Annotated in this window: 17 protein-coding genes; 7 read left to right on the top strand and 10 right to left on the bottom strand. The window is 62.4% G+C overall.

Features of this window, described 5'->3' with window-relative positions:
- The coding region (locus tag EN943_RS09515; protein WP_127412392.1) for an MFS transporter at window positions 1-1,074 on the bottom strand (1,074 nt) is incomplete at its 3' end.
- Between the two features lie 116 nt (window positions 1,075-1,190).
- Window positions 1,191-2,105, bottom strand: a complete 915-nt coding sequence (locus EN943_RS09510) for a DMT family transporter (protein ID WP_127412391.1) — start codon at window positions 2,103-2,105, stop codon at window positions 1,191-1,193.
- 93 nt (window positions 2,106-2,198) lie between these two features.
- Here EN943_RS09510 and EN943_RS09505 point away from each other — a divergent pair, with 93 nt between their 5' ends.
- A complete protein-coding gene (locus EN943_RS09505) occupies window positions 2,199-3,065 on the top strand; it encodes a LysR substrate-binding domain-containing protein (protein ID WP_127412390.1) in 867 nt (288 codons plus the stop codon).
- Between the two features lie 139 nt (window positions 3,066-3,204).
- Entirely contained in the window at window positions 3,205-4,995 is a 1,791-nt protein-coding gene (aspS, locus tag EN943_RS09500) for an aspartate--tRNA ligase (protein WP_064995496.1), read from the top strand.
- A gap of 197 nt (window positions 4,996-5,192) precedes the next feature.
- Here aspS and EN943_RS09495 read toward each other — a convergent pair whose 3' ends face one another.
- Together EN943_RS09495 and EN943_RS09490 are read right to left on the bottom strand one after the other, a co-directional pair.
- Window positions 5,193-6,383: a hypothetical protein gene (locus EN943_RS09495; RefSeq protein WP_127412389.1), complete on the bottom strand. Its 1,191-nt coding sequence runs from the start codon at window positions 6,381-6,383 to the stop codon at window positions 5,193-5,195.
- Between the two features lie 103 nt (window positions 6,384-6,486).
- Window positions 6,487-6,756, bottom strand: a complete 270-nt coding sequence (locus EN943_RS09490; RefSeq protein ID WP_127412388.1) for a hypothetical protein — start codon at window positions 6,754-6,756, stop codon at window positions 6,487-6,489.
- Here EN943_RS09490 and parC point away from each other — a divergent pair.
- Together parC and EN943_RS09480 are read left to right on the top strand one after the other, a co-directional pair.
- The gene (parC, locus tag EN943_RS09485) at window positions 6,712-8,964 is read left to right on the top strand and encodes a DNA topoisomerase IV subunit A (protein WP_127412387.1); all 2,253 of its coding nucleotides are present in this window, start codon (window positions 6,712-6,714) and stop codon (window positions 8,962-8,964) included. The genes EN943_RS09490 and parC overlap by 45 nt on opposite strands.
- Window positions 8,965-9,215: 251 nt before the next feature.
- Window positions 9,216-10,430 carry an AI-2E family transporter gene (locus EN943_RS09480; protein WP_127412386.1) on the top strand — a complete coding sequence of 405 codons (1,215 nt, stop codon included), beginning with the start codon at window positions 9,216-9,218 and terminating at the stop codon, window positions 10,428-10,430.
- Window positions 10,431-10,442: 12 nt separating this feature from the next.
- On the opposite strand, the gene EN943_RS09475 is transcribed toward EN943_RS09480, so the two are convergent.
- The 3 genes from EN943_RS09475 to EN943_RS09465 form a co-directional block, all read right to left on the bottom strand.
- Window positions 10,443-11,339 (bottom strand): DMT family transporter, encoded by an 897-nt coding sequence (locus tag EN943_RS09475; RefSeq protein ID WP_127412385.1) that lies wholly within the window; start codon window positions 11,337-11,339, stop codon window positions 10,443-10,445.
- Between the two features lie 127 nt (window positions 11,340-11,466).
- Window positions 11,467-12,231, bottom strand: coding sequence for an arginyltransferase (locus tag EN943_RS09470; protein ID WP_127412384.1), 765 nt, complete (start codon window positions 12,229-12,231; stop codon window positions 11,467-11,469).
- A gap of 140 nt (window positions 12,232-12,371) precedes the next feature.
- Window positions 12,372-12,842 carry an RDD family protein gene (locus tag EN943_RS09465; RefSeq protein ID WP_127412383.1) on the bottom strand — a complete coding sequence of 157 codons (471 nt, stop codon included), beginning with the start codon at window positions 12,840-12,842 and terminating at the stop codon, window positions 12,372-12,374.
- A 214-nt stretch (window positions 12,843-13,056) separates the two neighbouring features.
- Between EN943_RS09465 and sthA the strand changes: the two genes are divergently transcribed.
- On the top strand, window positions 13,057-14,445 hold the full coding sequence (sthA, locus tag EN943_RS09460; protein ID WP_127412382.1) for a Si-specific NAD(P)(+) transhydrogenase: 1,389 nt from the start codon (window positions 13,057-13,059) through the stop codon (window positions 14,443-14,445).
- A 26-nt stretch (window positions 14,446-14,471) separates the two neighbouring features.
- Here sthA and EN943_RS09455 read toward each other — a convergent pair whose 3' ends face one another.
- Window positions 14,472-15,140, bottom strand: a complete 669-nt coding sequence (locus EN943_RS09455) for an alpha/beta hydrolase (protein ID WP_127412381.1) — start codon at window positions 15,138-15,140, stop codon at window positions 14,472-14,474.
- Window positions 15,141-15,341: 201 nt separating this feature from the next.
- Here EN943_RS09455 and EN943_RS09450 point away from each other — a divergent pair, with 201 nt between their 5' ends.
- Window positions 15,342-16,598 carry an OpgC family protein gene (locus EN943_RS09450; protein WP_127412380.1) on the top strand — a complete coding sequence of 419 codons (1,257 nt, stop codon included), beginning with the start codon at window positions 15,342-15,344 and terminating at the stop codon, window positions 16,596-16,598.
- Between the two features lie 2 nt (window positions 16,599-16,600).
- Here EN943_RS09450 and EN943_RS09445 read toward each other — a convergent pair whose 3' ends face one another.
- On the bottom strand, window positions 16,601-17,680 hold the full coding sequence (locus EN943_RS09445) for a substrate-binding domain-containing protein (RefSeq protein WP_127412379.1): 1,080 nt from the start codon (window positions 17,678-17,680) through the stop codon (window positions 16,601-16,603).
- Between the two features lie 358 nt (window positions 17,681-18,038).
- Here EN943_RS09445 and EN943_RS09435 point away from each other — a divergent pair, with 358 nt between their 5' ends.
- A complete protein-coding gene (locus EN943_RS09435) occupies window positions 18,039-18,185 on the top strand; it encodes a hypothetical protein (RefSeq protein ID WP_127412377.1) in 147 nt (48 codons plus the stop codon).
- 63 nt (window positions 18,186-18,248) lie between these two features.
- Here EN943_RS09435 and EN943_RS09430 read toward each other — a convergent pair whose 3' ends face one another.
- Window positions 18,249-18,623 carry a DUF423 domain-containing protein gene (locus EN943_RS09430; RefSeq protein ID WP_127412376.1) on the bottom strand — a complete coding sequence of 125 codons (375 nt, stop codon included), beginning with the start codon at window positions 18,621-18,623 and terminating at the stop codon, window positions 18,249-18,251.
- Window positions 18,624-18,655: the final 32 nt, after the last annotated feature.

The following is an 18,655-nucleotide window of genomic DNA, read 5'->3' as shown; positions in this document are numbered from 1 at the left end:
GAATACAAACAGGGCGCCCGGTCCGAAATACTGCATTGCCGTCGAGGCGGCGAACGGGCCGCCAATGGCGCCGAAGGAATAGAACAGCATCAGCGCCGCGTTGATCAGCACGAACTCGCCCGTGTCGGCGCGATCGTTGGAATGCGCCGCCGACAGCGAATAGAGCGGCATGGCGAAGCAGCCGAAGATGAAGATGAAGATGAAGTTGAGCGCCGGATTGCTGCCGGCGATGAACACCAGCGCCAGCGCCGAAAACATCGCGCAGCACGTCGTGATCAACAGCACGCGGCGCCGGTCCCAGCGGTCGGAGAGGTAGCCGAGCGGGTATTGGATGATGGCGCCGCCGAAGATGCCGACGCTGACGAAGGTGACGACATCGGCGACCGACATGCCGATCTGCTCGGCATAGACCGGCGACAAGGTGCGAAAGGCGCTGTTGGTGACGCCGACGGCGATGCAGCCGAAGCAGCCCAGCGGCGAAATCCGCCAGACGCGCGCCAGGTCGAGCTTGACCTCATCGGGTGGTGCCGGGTTGGAGCGGTCGCCGAGCGACACCGGCACCAGCGACAAGGTGATCATCATCGACATGATGGCGAAGATAGCGAAACCGCCGGCGCCGAAGATCGGGATCAGGAACTGGGCTGATGTCACCGAACCGATGTCGACCATCCGGTAGATCGCCAGCACGCGTGCCCGGTCGTGATTGCTGACGCCGGAATTCAGCCAGCTTTCGACGATGGTGAACAGCCCGGCGAAGCAGAAGCCGCCGGCAAGGCGTACCGCGCACCACATCACCGGATCGATGACCAGCACCAGGAGCAAAGTGCCGACCGAGGCGATTGCCGCCAGCGCCGAAAATGCCCTGATATGGCCGACCGCCTTCATGATGCGGGTGATGGCCAGGCAGCCGAGCAGGAAGCCGGCGAAGTAGAAGGTGCCCATCAGGCCGATGTCGGAAGCCGAAAACCCTTCCTGCGCGCCGCGCAGCGCGATCAGCGTGCTCTGCAGCCCGTTGCCGCCGAGCAGTATGCCGGCGGCGAGAAGGAGGGGGATCATCGGGCGGATGGAGGACATGGGGAACACAACCGCTTGGTCGGCTTCCTTCTTGGACCATCGCCTTTGCCAACGCCAGCAGCAAATCCCTGCGCCCACAGGAACGGGCCGGCGCATCCGCCTGAATTCGTTTCGCTTTACTCAAGGGCGCTGCGGCCGCCGATGCCGGGCCGCCGGCCGAGCCACTCGGCCGCTCCCGACGCGACAGCTATTCCGGCGAGGACGGTGATGAGCCCGACAATCAGGTTCGCGCTCACCCGTTCGCCCAGGAAGATGACACCGAAGATCGATGCCGTTACCGGATTGACCGCAACAGAGACTGCAACCAGTGTCGGAGCGGCGCGTCCAAGCGCGAATGCCCAGAGGAAGAAAATGAAGGCGCCGCAAACTATGGCCAGATATCCGCTCGCGATCCACTGAGGTGCGCTGAGAGTGGCAAGTCGCGCGAAGCCTCCGTTCAAAGCAACCATGCCCGACAGGCAGACCGCGCCCACGCCCATGCCAGATGCTACGAACGGGATTGGCGCGGTGCGGGATAGAAATGGTCTCGACCAGACGTTGTAGAGCGCCATGCAGAAAGCGGCCGCGACCATGAGCAGATCTCCGCGCCATGCACCCGGAGGAGCGCTCGTCAAACTCGTACCGAGTGCGACGGTCACTCCAGCCATTGCGATCAGGACACCGACGACCTTGCGCATGGTCGGCGGCTCGATCCTGAGAACCGCCCCGGCAAGCATGGTGAGCAGAGGCAGTGTCGAAAGCGCCAGAGCTCCGCGTGCCGCCGTCGTGTAGATGAGGGCTCCGTTGAAGAGCACGGGAAACAGTCCGAAAAACAGGACACCCAATGCGCTGGTACCAAGCCAGTCGCTCTTCGGCGGCCATGTGTCACGCCGCCAAAGTGCGATGGCGCCCAAGACCAAAAAGCCGCCGCCGAACCGGAGCGCGCCGATCGTGAGAGGGTCGAGCGTACCTGCGAGGTATCGTGTTGCGCCAACCGCCGTGCCTCCGAGGGCACTGGAGAGAATTGCAGCGAGCACACCGAGAATTTCCATTGATCCCGACCTTTGTCAGTTCGGAGCCAGCGATATCGGGCGGGCGGGCCATAAGGAATCGAATAAGCTCAATGAGTTTGATAACATTCCACTATGAGCACCCCGAACCTCGATCCGGACCTGCTGCGGGCCTTCGTCGTCGTTGCCGAGCGCCTTTCGTTCACGCGAGCCGCCGAGCAGCTCAATAGAACGCAGGCGGCCGTCAGCTTGCAGGTGAAACGTCTTGAGGAGCGCATCGAGACCATCTTGTTCCGGCGCTCGACAGCCCGCGTTGAACTCACCGCCGCCGGGGAGGGCTTTCTGATCGATGCCCGCCGCATTCTTGCTCTCAATGAGCAGGCGATTGCGCGTGTTTCCGGTCAGCAGGTGGCCGGACAGGTTCGCATCGGGGTCATGGAGGATTATGGCACCAAGATCCTGCCGCGCCTCCTTGCCGGCATCGCCGAGCGATTTCCGTTGGTGCAGGTCGAAATGGAGATTGGTCTCACCGCCCGGCTCTTGAAACGGCTTGGGTCGTCGTTCGACGCCGTCATCGCCATGCACCCGGAAGGCACGACCGACGGGGATTTGATATGCCGCGAAAGGGCGATTTGGGCGGCGGCGGCGACGCGGCCCGTCGAGGAGCTCGATCCACTGCCCGTCGCTCTGTCGAGCCCCGATTGCCTGTTTCGCTCCTGGGCCATTGAGGCGCTCAACAAGGCAGGCCGGCCATGGCGGTTGGCCTATGTCAGCCCGAGCCTCTCAGCCACGGAGGCAATTGTCGAACAGGGCCTGGCGGTCACCGTGGTCAAGGGCAGCATGCTTGCGCCGGGCCTGCGAGATGTCCATCCCGGCCGGCAAGTGCCGCCACTGCCGGGAGCGGAAATTCGCCTTCATCATGCCGCAACGTCGTCCGCCAGCGCTGCATTGGTCGTCGAACACCTTGCCCAGCGTCTTCGGCTATCGGCACTGGGCTCATAGGTCGCCTGGGAAAGCGGAACCGAGACACCAAGCCGGGCCACTTGCCTTGACAAATCCGGCCTCCCATGCGCTTTTCGCGCAAATTTTCAGGCTGAGCTGTGATGCTTCGGCCCCAGCACCCCGGACTTTACCAATGACAATGCACCGTTACCGCAGCCATACCTGTGCCCAGTTGAGGAAGAGCGACGTCGGCTCGACCGTTCGCCTGTCGGGCTGGGTGCATCGCGTGCGCGATCATGGCGGCCTGCTCTTCATCGACCTGCGCGACAATTATGGCCTGACCCAGATCGTCGCCGACCCGGATTCGCCTGCCTTCAAGGTCGCCGAGACCGTGCGCGGCGAGTGGGTCATCCGCGTCGACGGCGAGGTTAAGGCGCGTTTGCCCGAGACCACCAACGCCAATTTGCCGACCGGCGAGATCGAGATTTTCGCCCGCGAGATCGAGGTGCTGTCGGCGGCCAAGGAATTGCCGCTGCCGGTGTTCGGCGAGCCTGACTATCCCGAGGATATCAGGCTGAAATACCGTTTTCTCGACCTGCGCCGCGAGACGCTGCACAAGAACATCATTGCGCGTACGAAAATCATCGCGGAAATGCGCAAGCGCATGGGCGAGGTCGGCTTCACCGAATTCTCGACGCCGATCCTCACCGCCTCGTCGCCGGAAGGCGCGCGCGACTTCCTGGTGCCGTCGCGCATCCATCCCGGCACCTTCTACGCGCTGCCGCAGGCGCCGCAGCAGTACAAGCAGCTGATCATGGTGTCGGGCTTCGACCGCTACTTCCAGATCGCGCCCTGCTTCCGCGACGAGGATCCGCGCGCCGATCGTCTGCCGGGCGAATTCTACCAGCTCGACCTCGAAATGAGCTTCGTCGAGCAGGACGACGTGCTGTCGACCATGGAACCTGTCATGCGCGGGGTCTTCGAGACCTTCGCCAACGGCAAGCCGGTGACGCAGAATTTCCAGCGCATTCCCTATGACGTCGCCATGCGCAAATACGGCTCCGACAAGCCGGACCTGCGCAACCCTATCGAGATGCAGGCCGTTTCCGACCATTTTCGCGATTCCGGCTTCAAGGTGTTCGCCAACATCCTGGCCAACGACCCGAAGGCTGAAGTGTGGGGCATTCCCGCCAAGACCGGCGGCAGCCGCGCGTTCTGCGACCGCATGAATTCCTGGGCGCAGGGCGAGGGCCAGCCGGGGCTCGGCTATATCTTCTGGCGCAAGGAGGGCGACAAGCTCGAAGGCGCCGGCCCGCTCGCCAAGAACATCGGCGAGGAGCGCACCGAGGCGATCCGCCTTCAGCTCGGCCTTGCCGATGGCGACGCCGCCTTCTTCGTTGCAGGCGACCCGAAGAAGTTCGTCTCCTTTGCTGGGGCTGCGCGCACCCGTGCCGGCGAGGAGCTGAACCTTGTCGACCGCGAGCGTTTCGAGCTGTGCTGGATCGTCGACTTCCCGTTCTTCGAGTGGAACGAGGAAGAGAAGAAGATCGACTTCGCCCACAACCCGTTCTCGATGCCGCAAGGTGGCATCGATGCGCTGAATGGCGAGGACTTGCTCGGCATCAAGGCGTTCCAGTACGACATGGTCTGCAACGGGTTCGAGATCGCCTCAGGCGGTATCCGCAACCATCTGCCCGAAACCATGGTCAAGGCGTTCGAGACGGTCGGGCTGGATCGCGCCACGGTCGAGGAGCGCTTCGGCGGCCTCTATCGTGCCTTCCAGTATGGCGCACCGCCGCATGGCGGCATGGCCGCCGGTGTCGACCGCGTCGTAATGTTGCTGCTCGGTGCCAAGAACCTGCGTGAGATCACCATGTTCCCGATGAACCAGCAGGCCTATGATCTGTTGATGAACGCACCCTCGGAAGCGAGCCCGCAGCAGCTTCGCGACCTGGCGCTGCGTGTTGCCGTGCCCAAGAAGGACGCCTGATCGCTGCTAGAGCGGTTTGACGCAATTCCCAAGGGAAAGCGCTACGCGCTTTTCCCGGGAAAACCGCCTCACACTTTTCCTGGAATTGCTCGGGCGATGCTTTAAAGAACTGCCCGAACCGATTCTTTCGATTCGCTAATCCCGATAAAAAAGCCCGGCATCGCTGCCGGGCTTTTCGCATATTGAGATCGCTTCGATCAGTCTTCGTTGGCCTTGACGGTGACGCCGAGCGTCTTCGGCAGATCGAGCGGGTTGGACATGGCGCCCGCCATGATCAGCGCGAACGGCACGGATGCCGGCGGCTCGGCCGAGATTTCGAGGCTCTTCGGATCGTCGAGGAATTTGCTGACCGCGGCGGTGACCTGTGCCGTCAGTTCCGGATTGTTGAGCTGCGCCATGCCGAACGGCACGATCGCCTTGGCCTGGTTGGCGATGTCCTTGCCGGACATGCCTTGCTGCTTGCCGACATAGTCCAGAACCTTGTTGGTCAGCGAATCGTCGTCGAAGCGGATCGAGGCGCTGTTGAACGAAAGCTGCTGCAACAGGCCGAGCATGGCCATGCCTTGCGCCGAATTGTCGGCGCCTTCAGGCTGTGCCGCCATCTTCTTCTGCATTTCCTGCAGCGACTTGATAAAGTCCAGCGTGTAGCCGCCGAGATTGAAGGTCATGCCGAGCGTGCCGGCATTCTCGACCGAGATGTCGTATTTCGACAGTTCCATCTTGCCGTCCGTGGGCTGCCAGGTGCCGGCCATTTCGAGATTGCCCGCGATGTTCTGGTAGCCGAGCGCGTTGATGACTTCCTTGGACTTGGGATCGTCCACCAGCGTCAGGTCGGCATTGAATTTTTCCGTGGTTGCGGTGAATTCCATCGCCTTGCCGTCCGCCGGCGGCGTGATCTCGATGGCAAGCCCGTCCATCGAGAAGGCGGTCTTGTCGGCGACCTTGACGGTCATGTTCGAGAGTTCGGCTGACTTGTACATCATCAGCGAGCCGAGCGGGCCGGTGGCGCCGTCGGCCGGAACTGTCATGTCATGGATGACGAAGGGGCTGAGGTCGAGGGTGACGCCGTCCTTGCTGTGTGTGAAGGCAGCCGTCGATACGGTGGCGATGTCATAGCCGCCATTTGCCTCGGTCACACCTTCGAGTTTGACGTCGCCGATGGGAAGCGCTTCCTTCTCCGCCGCCGGTTTGATGGCAACGCCCTGCAGCACCATGCTGGTGTTGTCGCCGGTCACCCCAGTCCAGGTGATGTCGACACCTTGTGCGACAAGCGCTGCCTTCAGCCGGTCGGCCACTGCCGTATCCTGTGCGAGGGCCGCATTCAGCGACAGCGTGAGCAAGAAGGTCGAAAAAGCCAGTTTCTTGAGAGTTGAGCGTTTGATTGTCATCGCAAGGTCCCTGAGAGTGTCCTGAAATTGTTTTTTCAATTATTTGCGCCATCACCATTCCGTGACGAACTGGACCGGAAAAAGGCGTGTTCCGGCACATTGGTCAAAAATCGCGGTGAAAGGCAAACCCGATCCCACCGTCTTTGCGCAAACCGGTGAATTTGTCATGAAGAGCCGATAGCCGGATATCGTCGCGCTTGGCCATAGAACCCGCATGTAACAGGCTGATGTTGGCAGACATCCCCTGGGGTGCGGTTTCACGTTGCAGAAAGGCCGGTATCTCCATCGGGCTCTTGCCGCGAATCACCCGCTCGGCTAGTCCGAGCCCATGGGAAAAAGGCTTTTGCCGCCTGAAAATGGCGGTGGCGATCATATCGAGCCGGTCGATCTGAAGAAGGCGCTGGAAGAGCGCTATCTGGCCTATGCGCTGTCGACCATCATGCACCGGGCACTGCCCGATGTGCGCGACGGACTGAAGCCGGTCCATCGCCGCATCATGCACGCCATGCGCCTGCTGCGGCTCAACCCCGACCAGGGTTTTGCCAAATGCGCCCGCATCGTCGGCGAGGTGATGGGCAAGTTCCACCCGCATGGCGACCAGTCGATCTATGACGCGCTGGTGCGGTTGGCGCAGGATTTTTCGATGCGCTATCCCCTGGTCGACGGGCAGGGCAATTTCGGCAACATCGACGGTGATAACGCCGCCGCCATGCGCTACACCGAAGCGCGCATGACCGATGTGGCGACCGAACTTTTGTCCGGCATCACCGAGGATGCCGTCGATTATCGGCCGACCTACAATGAAGAAGACGAGGAGCCGGTGGTTTTGCCCGGCGCCTTTCCGAATCTGCTGGCCAACGGTTCGTCCGGCATTGCGGTGGGCATGGCGACATCGATCCCGCCCCACAACGCCGCCGAGCTTTGCGATGCCGCACTTCACCTGATCGAAAACCGGGACGCGCCGGTGGCGAAGCTGATGGACTTTGTCCAGGGGCCGGATTTCCCGACCGGCGGCATCATCGTCGACAGCCGCGCCTCGATCCTCGAAGCCTACGAAACCGGTCGCGGTGGCTTTCGCGTGCGCTCGAAGTGGTTTCAGGAGGACCAGGGCAGGGGCACCTGGAGCATCGTCGTCACCGAAATCCCCTATGGCGTGCAGAAGGCGCGGCTGATCGAGAAGATCGCCGAACTGCTGATGGCGCGCAAGCTGCCGCTGCTCGAGGACATCAGGGACGAAAGCGCCGAGGATGTCCGCATCGTACTGGTGCCGAAGAGCCGTTCGGTCGACCCCGGCATCCTGATGGAATCGTTGTTCAAGCTAACCGAGCTCGAAAGCCGCTTCCCGCTCAACATGAACGTCCTGTCGCGCGGCAAGGTGCCCAACGTGCTGTCGCTGAAGGGCGTGCTGCAGGAGTGGCTCGAGCACCGCCGCGAGGTTTTGATCCGCCGCTCGAAACACCGGCTCGGCGAAATCGAAAGGCGGTTGGAGATACTTGCCGGCTACCTGATCGCCTACCTCAACATCGACGAGGTGATCAGGATCATCCGCGAGGAGGATGAGCCAAAGCAGGTCATGATGGCCCGCTGGTCGCTTACCGACACCCAGGCCGAAGCCATCCTCAACATGCGCCTGCGCGCGCTGCGCAAGCTTGAAGAATTCGAGATCCGCAAGGAATTCGACGGCCTGAGCGCGGAGAAAAAGCAGATCGAGGCACTGCTTGCTTCAAACGAGAAGCAGTGGGCGACGATCAAATGGGAAGTCACCAACATCCGCGACAAGTTCGGTCCGGAGACCGAGCTCGGCAAGCGCCGTACGCAATTCGCCGACGCGCCCGAGCATGATCTGACCGACATCGCACATGCCATGATCGAGCGCGAGCCGGTCACCGTGGTTGTCTCGGAAAAGGGCTGGCTGCGGGCGATGAAGGGGCATCTGGCCGATCTCTCGACACTGACCTTCAAGGAGGGCGACAGCCTCAAGCTCGCCTTCCATGCCCAGACCACCGACAAGGTGCTGGTCTTCACCACCGGCGGCAAATTCTACACCATCGGCGCCGACCGGCTGCCTGGCGGGCGCGGCCATGGCGAGCCGATCCGCATCATCGTCGATATGGACAATGACCAGGACATCGTCACCGCCTTCGTTCATGACCCGAAACGCAAGCTGCTGCTGGCCTCGCACGACGCCAACGGTTTCATCGTGCCGGAAGAGGAAGTCGTCGCCAACACCCGCAAGGGCAAGCAGGTGATGAACGTCAAGGCGCCGGACGAAGCCAAGCGCTGCATCCCGGTCACCGGCGACCATCTCGCCATCGTCGGCGAGAATCGCAAGATGCTGGTGTTCGCGCTCTCCGAGATTCCGGAGATGGGCCGCGGCAAGGGCGTGCGCCTGCAGAAATACAAGGATGGCGGCCTTCTCGACCTCAAGCCGTTCACGCTGGAGAGCGGCCTCTCCTGGCAGGATTCGGCCGACCGCACCTTCACAAGGTCGCGCGAGGAACTGACTGAGTGGATCGGTGCGCGTGCCTCGGCTGGCCGGATGGTGCCGAAGGGATTCCCGAGGACGGGGAAGTTTGGGTAGCGCTGCTAATCTCCCCCTCGAGGGGGAGATGTCGCCAAAGGCGACAGAGGGGGTCGGTACGACCGGACGCGGCCTCTTGCTTCGAGGAGAGAATGCCGGCGCTTCACGCGCGGCGACCCCCTCTGGCCTGCCGGCCATCTCCCCCTCAAGGGGGGAGATCACCAACCCCACCCCAATCATTTGGACTATCGTCACGATTGCTGCACTATATCAGTGCATAGACAGGAGGGGTGTTTGGGAGAGCCAGGCGTTTGAAGGAAGCAAGAATCCAGAAACCGGAACGGCAGCAGCGCCTCTTTGGCCTGTCGACGCCGCTCAGGGCAGCCGTCATCCCGCCGCTGTCGGCCGCACGCTGGCTGCTGGTGCTGATCGTTGCCGCCGGTGTCTATTTCTTCCACGGCTTCCTGTTCCCGGTGCTGGCGGCGCTCGTCATCGCTTTCGCCAGCTGGCCGCTTTACCGCCGCCTGCTTGTCGCAGTCAGTGGCAACCGCACCATCGCCGCGACCTTTGCCATCCTCTTCATCCTCGCTTTCCTGGTGATCCCGATCGCGCTCGCCGGCACCTATGCGATTAACGAGGTCCGCGAATGGGTCGCCTGGGCGATCGAGACCAACCGGCACGGTGCGGTGACACCGCACTGGATCGCCACCATGCCTGTCGTGGGCGAGTGGCTGAACGAGCAGTGGACCACCAATTTCGGCCATCCCGGCGGCATCGGTGAACTGATCCAATTGGTCAGCGGCGCCAACATCGGCAGCATCTATCGCGGCGTGCTGGCCGCCGGCGGCAGTGCCTTCGGCCTGCTGTTGACCCTCTTGTTCATGATGATTGCGCTGTTCTTTGCCTATCGCGACGGCGAGCATTTTGCCGGCCAGGTCGACCGTCTCGGCGAACGCATCCTGCCGACCAGATGGGAACGGATTTCGCGTGTCGTGCCGGCAACCATCTCGTCGACCGTAACCGGCATGACCGTCATCGCCATCGGCGAAGGCCTGGTGCTGGGCATCGCCTACTGGCTGGCTGGCGTGCCGTCGCCGGTCACGCTTGGCGCCCTGACCGGCGTTATGGCGCTGATCCCCGGCGGTGCACCACTGTCCTTCACACTGGTCTCGATCTATCTCGCCGCCAGCGGCTCGCCGATGGCCGGGCTGGCACTGTTCCTCTGGGGTGCGGTCGAGCTGTTCATCGTCGACAAGACCCTGCGTCCGAAGCTCGTCGGCGGGCCGATAAAACTGCCCTTCCTGCCGACGTTTTTCGGCCTGATCGGCGGCGTCAAGACCATGGGGTTTCTCGGCCTGTTCATCGGCCCGGTGCTGATGGCCCTGCTGGTCGCGATCTGGCGCGAATGGCTGCGCGAGGTGGAAATGGCCGACGACATCGTCCCGGGCTCGGCAGCCGAAATCGAAGCCGGTCCGCAAATCGAGGTCCTGCCGGAACCTGACGTGGCGAAGAAGGCCAGCGGCTGATCTCAACGCACCTTAGGCCGGATGTTGCACCGCAAGGTCGCCACGCCGCTTGCGACCCTCGTGAAGTTGCCACAGCGAATGCGCGATCAGCGTGACGATCAGGATCGCGCCGCCGATCAGGCTGTTGCGCGTCGGTGTCTCGGCAAAGATCATCCACACCCAGACTGGCGCCAGCACGGTTTCGAGCAGGTAGAACATCGCCACTTCGGGCCCCGAAATGTATTTCGGCCCGGCGGCAAGGCAGAAGAACGCTATCGGCATGATGACGGAGCCGTTGAGGATGATCCACCAGGGCGCCTCCACCTGAAAGCCGGTCTTGGAGACCATCAACGCCGCCAGCCCGAAAGGCAGGACGACGCCGATCAGTGAGGTAAAGCCCATATCCTTGCCGCTGGCGCGCGAGATGGTGATGGCGCAGGCGATGAGGAAGGCCGAACACAATGCCATCAGGTCGCCGAACAGATGTCCAGTGCCGACGGAATCGCCGACGATGATGGCGACGCCGACGATCATCATGGCCAATGCCGCAAGGGTCAGCGGCCGCGGCCGCTCCTTCAGGAATACCCACGACAGCAGCGCGGCGAACATGGTGGTGAAGGCCAGGATGAAAACCAGGTTGGCGGTCGAGGTGTTGTAGACGCCGGTGATGAAGGCAATCGCGCCGAGCCCGTAGATCGCGGCAACGATCAGACCCGACCAGCCGGGGATGAGCTGCGGCGCATTCTTGCTGAACGAGCGCCAGATGGTCCACATGATCAGTGCTGCGGCCAAGGTGCAGCCGGTGCGCAGCAGCAGGATTGTCCACGCCTCGCCGTGGGCGAGCCGGATCAGCGGGATGTCCACGGTCAGCGTCAACCCGCCAAATGCGGTGAGCAGAAGTCCTTTGGTGTGAGTATCGTGAGACGACATGCAGCGACTTTCACAATGAATTCGGGAGAGGATGGCGGACCCGCAATCGCACGCTCTCCGCCAACCAGCGGAAAGACCAGCATCGTCTCGATTGAAAATGTTTAAGCCCGGGCTTGGGAAAGAGTAATCAGCGCGCGACCGCTTCGTTGGTGTAGCGCTCCCAGCCCTTCGGGCCGAGATGCTCCTGCGGCATGAAGCGCATCTTATAATTCATCTTGCGCGAGCCGTTGACCCAGTAGCCGAGATAGACATGGGGCAGGCCCATCGCCCTGGCGCGGGCGATGTGGTCAAGGATCATGAACGTGCCGAGCGACCGCTCCTCGAAATCGGGATTGAAGTAGGAGTAGACCATCGACAGGCCGTCGGCCATCTTGTCGGTGAGCGCCACCGCGATCAGCTCGCCCTGTCCCTTGCCGGTGATGAAGGTGTCAGGTCCGCGCCGCCGATATTCGATCACCTTGGTGTCGACATGGGTGTCCTCGACCATCATCGCATAGTCGAGCACCGTCATGTCGGACATGCCGCCACGACGGTGGCGTGCGTCGAGATAGCTGCGGAACAGGGAATATTGTTCGGTCGAGGGCTCGGCATTGTGCATGTAGCCGACGAGATCGGAATTGTGCTGCAGCACGCGTTTCATGTTGCGGCTGGCGACGAATTCCTGGGCTAGGATGCGTACCGAAACACAGGCGCGGCACGTCTCGCATGCCGGCCTGTAGGCGATGTTCTGTGAGCGCCGGAAGCCGCCTTGCGTCAACAGGTCGTTCATCTCCGCCGCCTTGTCGCCGACCAGGTGCGTGAACACCTTGCGCTCGAACTGGCCGTCGAGATAGGGACACGGCGACGGCGCGGTCAGGAAGAACTGCGGCGACTGGGTCGGATGCTGCGTCATCGAGCCTTGGAAACACTCCTTCGAATCGCTCTACCTTTGGCGCGGACGGCGAAAAATTCAACAGGATTATGTGGGCGTGATCGACTCGACGCCTTCACATTTGTGCTCAATCGGTTGCGACTGCTCTTCAGAGAGCCGTTTCAGCGGTCGGTGCGGCTGACGACCGTGCCAAGCAAAAGATCGTGCAAGGTGCGCTTGCGGTCGGAAAACAGCGTCACCAGCAGGACGAGCGGCGACAGGATGACGTTGCCGGCCCAGAACAGCACCGAATGGACGACCGCGGTGAGGCCGTCGATCGGCCTGCCGTCGAGCCGGTCGAGCCGGATGCTCATCATCTTCATGCCCGTGGTGGCCTGGTCGGTGCTGCCCAGCGTGTTCCAGATGTAGAGGATTGCCACAGTCGGTACCAGGACGCCGAACAGCATCCAGCCAAGACCGAGGGTCAAAAGCCCGAGGAAGAACACCAGAATGGCAAACGGAATGGTGAGCAGCGCGACGATGATGTAGTCGATCACGAAGGCCAGGATGCGCTTCGTGCGCACGCCGTCATAGGCCCTGACATCGTCGAGCCTGCTGGTGATGATTTCGCCATCGAGAACGCGCGCGTTCATGTCATTTCCTCGTAACAAGGTCCGACATAGGGTGCGGACCGCTCAGCCATGAAATGGTGAAGGCCTGTGACGGAATCAAGATTAGGTTTCTTGCGATGGCGTCGGGCGCAATGTGAACCGGTTGAATTTGCGGCGCGGATAGCATTAGCTTGTTGCGGCGCAGCAAAGCGCACAGGCGGCGCAAGAAGCGCCCAGGGGCAGGGGACGGGGCAATATGGACTACGACATGCTGGTCATCGGCAGCGGCCCTTCCGGCCGCCGTGCCGCGGTGCAGTCGGCCAAGCTCGGCAAGTCGGTGCTGGTGGTCGACCGCGGCCGGCGTCTGGGCGGTGTCTCGGTGCATACCGGCACCATCCCGTCGAAAACGCTGCGCGAAACGGTGCTCAATCTTTCCGGCTGGCGCGAGCGTGGCTTCTACGGGCGCGGTTACCGGGTCAAGCAGGATATCTCGGTCGGCGATCTGGTCGAGCGCCTGCACAAGACGCTCGACCATGAGGTCGAGGTGCTGCAGCACCAGTTCATGCGCAACACGGTCAAGAGCGCCCGCGCCGCGGTGAAATTCCTTGGCCCCAACAAGGTCAGCCTGACCACGGATACCGGCGATTACAGCGAGGTTGGTTTTGCCAATGCGCTGATCGCGGTCGGCACCAGGCCGCACCGCCCGCGCGACGTGCCTTTCGACAAGACCCGCGTCTTCGACAGCGACGAGATGCTGGAGCTGGATCGCTTGCCGCGCACGCTGACCGTGATCGGCGCCGGCGTCATCGGCGTCGAATACGCGACGATCTTTTCCGCGCTCGACGTCCCGGTGACGCTGGTCGAGCCGCGCAACTCCATCCTCGATTTCGTCGACCGCGAGATCGTCGACGATTTCATCCACCAGATGCGCGATCGCGGCATGACCATCCGGCTGGGCAGCGGGGTGAAGGAAATCCGCTCCAAGCCCGACGCCGCCGAAGTGGAACTGGCCGATGGCCGCACCATTCGTTCCGAGGTCGTGCTCTACGCCGCCGGCCGCACCGGCAATGTCGGCAGCCTGGGCCTGGATGTCGTCGGCATCGACGCCGACTCCAGAGGGCGTATCAAGGTCGATCCGCAATCCTTCCAGACCAGCGTGCCCAACATCTATGCCGCCGGCGACGTCATCGGCTTTCCGAGCCTGGCCTCGACTTCGATGGAGCAGGGCAGGGTGGCTGCCTGCCATGCTTTCGGTGTGCCGTTGCCGCCGCCGCCGGAAACCTTTCCCTATGGCATCTACGCGGTGCCGGAAATCTCGACGGTCGGCCAGTCCGAGGAACAGGTGCGCGAGAGCGGTGCGGCATATGAGGTCGGCGTGGCGCGTTTTCGCGAGACCTCGCGCGGCCACATCATGGGCGTCAACACCGGCTTCCTGAAACTGTTGTTCTCGATCGAAACGCGCCGTCTGCTCGGCGCGCACATCATCGGCGAGGGCGCCACCGAGCTCATCCACATCGGCCAGGCGGTGATCAATCTCGGCGGCACCGTCGACTTCTTCGTCAACAACACCTTCAACTATCCGACGCTCGCCGAAGCCTACAAGATCGCCGGGCTGGACGCCTGGAACCGGATGGGGCGAGGGTAGCCAGGCTGGTCATGCTGGCGAGCCTGTCAGCCTGCCGTCGCCACCGCTGCCGAACCCGGCAGCCATTGCCTGACTATTGCGGCGTCGGCGCTGCCGAATTCATGACCTGATGGGACAATCCTGGCGTCGATCTCAGCGCCATGCCGGCTGAGCAATGTCACCAGAGCAGGGGCGAAGGGCGCATAGGTGAGGTCGGCGGCGCCGGCGATCATCAGCACCCGCACCTTTGACAGATCCGTCGCCGGCATATCATCGAGCACCGGCATCGGCCGCAGCAGCGCGGCGCGTTCGACAAGGCCCGGATGCAGCAGCATCAGGCTCGAAACCAGATTGGCGCCGTTCGAATAGCCGATGAAAATTGTGCGCGAGAGGTCGAGATGGTGATGTGTGGCCGCGTCAGCGACGAAGCCCGCAAAGGCATCGGTTTCGGTGCGGATGCTTGCCTGTTCGAAGAGCGTCGGCGTGATGCGCGCAAACCAGCGGAAACCATCCTCCTGGACAACGCGGCCACGCACCGCGATAAGCGTGGCACGCGGTGCGATCTCTCGCGCCAGCGGCACCAATGTCGTCTCGTCGACACCCGACCCATGCAGCAGGAAGAAGCACTCGCCCGTTGAATCCGCCGCGCTGTAGAGGCGGTAGTGGAAGGCGAGGTCACGCCGCAACGCACCATCCTGTGAGGTCTCTTCGATCATCGCCCATCCTCTTGATTATATGAGGTTTCGCTCAATTTGCCGGCTTCAAAACGCAATATTTTCAAGCTCCGCGAAAGTTGATTGAACCGGGCGCATTACAGTCCGTTTCTCCGCCGATAACATTCCTTCGGGAGGAATCGAAGCGGTGCGCCGGGGGTCGCATTGCCGGTATGAACAACCAGCTTTGAGGCCTTTTTGTCGATGACCACCCAGATTTCCCCGGACCGCGATTTGCGTGTCCCAGACCGCGAGGCGCGTGTCCCAGATCGCGAGGCGCGTGTCTCGGATCGCACTGAGCGTGACACGCGCATCGATGTGATCCGTGCTCTTGCCTTGCTGACCATCTATGTCGACCATGTGCCAGGTACCGCCTTCGAGTATCTGACCTACAAGAATTTCGGCTTTTCCGATGCGGCGGAGGTCTTCGTGCTGATCTCCGGCATTTCGGTCGCGCTCGCCTATGGCAAGAAATTCCAGCCTGGAAACCGGCTGCTGGCAACCTTGAAGATGTTGCGCCGCGCCGGTGTGCTTTATGCCACCCACATCGTCACCACCATGGTGGTGATGGCCATTTTCTGCGCCGCAGCGGTGTTTGCCAGGCGGCCGGAGCTTTTGACGATGATCAACATCGAGCCGTTGATCAAGAATACGCCGCAGGTGCTGATCGGCATCGTGACGCTGGGCCACCAACTTGGCTACAACAACATCCTGCCCGTCTATGCGGTGCTGCTCTTGCTGGCGCCGGTGTTCCTGCTCATTGTGAATTATCGGCCGGTCCTGGCACTGGCAGCATCCGGCGCCCTGTGGCTGGTCGCGGGGATTTATCAGATCGCTCCGCCCAACTATCCCGAGCCCGGCTTCTGGTTTCTCAACCCGCTCTCGTGGCAGTTCCTTTTCAACATCGGCCTGGCGGGCACGCTGCATGTGCGTCGCGGCGGCACCATCCCGGTCAATCGCTGGCTGGTCGGCGCGGCCTTGGCCTACACCGCAGCCGCACTGGTCTGGGTGCACAGCCCGCTTTGGGGGCATATCTCCTGGCTTGGCCTGCCTCCGGTGCTGACCGGTTTCGACAAGACGTTCCTGTCGCTGCCGAGGCTGCTGCATATACTGGCGGTGAGCTATCTGATCGTGGCTTTCCCAGCGGTCTCGAACCTGTTTCGCACCGGACGCGATCATCCGCTTGCCATATTGGGCAAACGATCGCTGCCGGTGTTCATTGCCGGCACGGTGCTTGCGATGGCGGCGCAGGTGCTGAAGTTGATCAATCCGGGCGGATTTGCCTATGACAGCCTGTTGATATCGGCCGGCATCGTCATGCAGTTCGCGCTCGCCTACTATCTCGAATGGCTATCGGGCCTTGGCTGGTCCGCCAAAAGCAGGCCGACTCACAACGCCGCCCCGCCCGTCCATGCTGCATCCTTCGCGATGCCGGCCATGGCGACAAGAATGGGCCGTTGAACTCAGGCGGGCGAGGGACCGGATGAGGCTCGCACCACAAGTTGGACCGGCAGCGATTGCCGGCTGAACGAACCGTCATTTTCAAGGATCGCCTTGACGGCAAGGCGGCCCATCTCGGCGATCGGCTGGACGATCGTGGTCAGCGGCGGCTTGGAAATCGCCCCCTCCGGAACACCGTCGAAGCCGACGACCGAAACATCGCCCGGTACCGAGATATCGTGCTGCCGCAGCCAGTCCAGCGCATGGAGCGCAATCCTGTCCGACATCGCCAGGATGGCTGTCGGCGTCTCGGCACCGGCGAAAATATGGTCGAGGCCGGCCCAAACGCTCTTCTCGTCATTGACGGTTTCGTAGATCGGCACGCGCGAGACGTCGACGCCGACCCGGGAGAGTTCGGCGAAATAGCCACGCAAGCGGTCGCGCGTAGCCGAGTAGACGGCCATTTCCACCTGCTCCCTTGTGGTAGGGCCGAAGCCTACGTCGGCACAGGGCAGGGTAAGCACGGCAAAGCGGCGATGTCCGAGTTCGGTCAGGTGGTGGGCCGCCAGGCCAGCCCCGGCGATGTTGTCGACGCCGATTGCTGCAACGGCGTCGTCGTCGTCCGAATCGAGATCGAGCGCGACAAAGGGGAGTTTGCGTTCACGTGCCAGTTCGACCAGCCTTGAACCGCCATCGACGCAAAAGACGATGAAGCCATCGACCAGCGCACTTTGGATGTTCCAGGCAAGCTGTTCGTTGTTGGCTGCGGAGACCAGCGAAATCCCCGCACCGGTTGCGTCGCAGGCTTGCGAGATGCTGGCCATCATCACCCGGGCAAAGGGGTCGTCGAAGAAATAGGACAGCGGCTCCGCGGTCGCGACACCGATGGCATTGACCTTGCCGGCGCGCAGCAGCCGGCCCTTGGGATCCGGCCCGCCATATCCCATGGCCTCGGCTGCCGCCTTGACCCGTTCGCGGACCTCCTCGCGCACGATCTCCGGACGGGCGAACACGTTGGACGCGGTGCCGTGCGACACGCCGGCTGCCTTGGCAATGTCCGCCAGCCGGACCGGTCTTGTCTTTGCAGAGATAAGTGGCGCCATCTTCGTCTCCTGAATTCTTCCATCTAACACTTTCGTTGGATCGGTTCAAATTTTGACTTGATCGAAGCCTCGACAAGGCCTACGTTTGAATCGATCCAAGAAAATGCCGGCTGTCGGAATTGGATCGATTCAAACCAAGCAGGGAGTTGTGTCATGCATCCCGTGAATTTTCTGTTCGAAGACATTTACCGCAACGACTGGGGCGTTTCGTCCAACGCCGCCACGCAGAGGCGTCGTGGCAAAGCCGGTCCATGGGTCCGCGAGCTGCGGTTCCTTGTGGAGCGCAAGCGGAGCTGATCGGGGCGGTTTTTCGCGCCCATCGATTGGATCGATTCAAGCACTGAAAGGAGTGCGCATCATGCATCCCGTAAGCTATCTATTTGAAGACATCTATCGCAACTATTGGGGCATCGCGCCGGCTTCCGAACGGCCGGAGCGGCGTCGGTTGGCAAGGCGGCGGCGCAATCGCGAATTGCTCATCCAGCCCGAGCCCCGGCAGGACTAGCGGCTCGGCAAACGACGTTTGACAGGCGGGGGTCTGTTTATCGGGCAGGGACGCCCAGAGGCGTCAGGAACGCACGCGCACCAGCGCCGAGGCAGCGATCGCCAGCCAGCCGGCGATGAGTAGGGTGCCGCCGATCGGCGCCGACAGCGGGAACAGCCGCGACCCGATGAAATCGCGGGCCAGCAGATCGCCGCAAAACAGCAGAAGCCCAACCAGCAGGATCAGGCTGCCAATGCGCAGGATCCGGTTCGCGCCAAGCAGTCCGGCGGCAAGGAAGACCGGCGCATGCATCAGCAGGAACGATGCGGCGGTGCCGACGAAGGCGCCGCCCAGATGCGCCGCCGCGGCCGACAGTGCCACGCCTGCCGCACCACAAAGGCCTCCGGCGAGGACGAGGATACGGCTGCTGGTGCCGGAAAATTGCTCGGCCGTGCTCATGTCCGTGGCTCCGTGATGTCAGAGGGATATGC

Source organism: Mesorhizobium sp. M7A.F.Ca.US.006.01.1.1, assembly GCF_003997935.1.
Lineage (GTDB): Bacteria > Pseudomonadota > Alphaproteobacteria > Rhizobiales > Rhizobiaceae > Mesorhizobium.
Note: the sequence above shows the minus strand (reverse complement) of the source record. Positions and strands in the feature narration are given on the sequence as shown.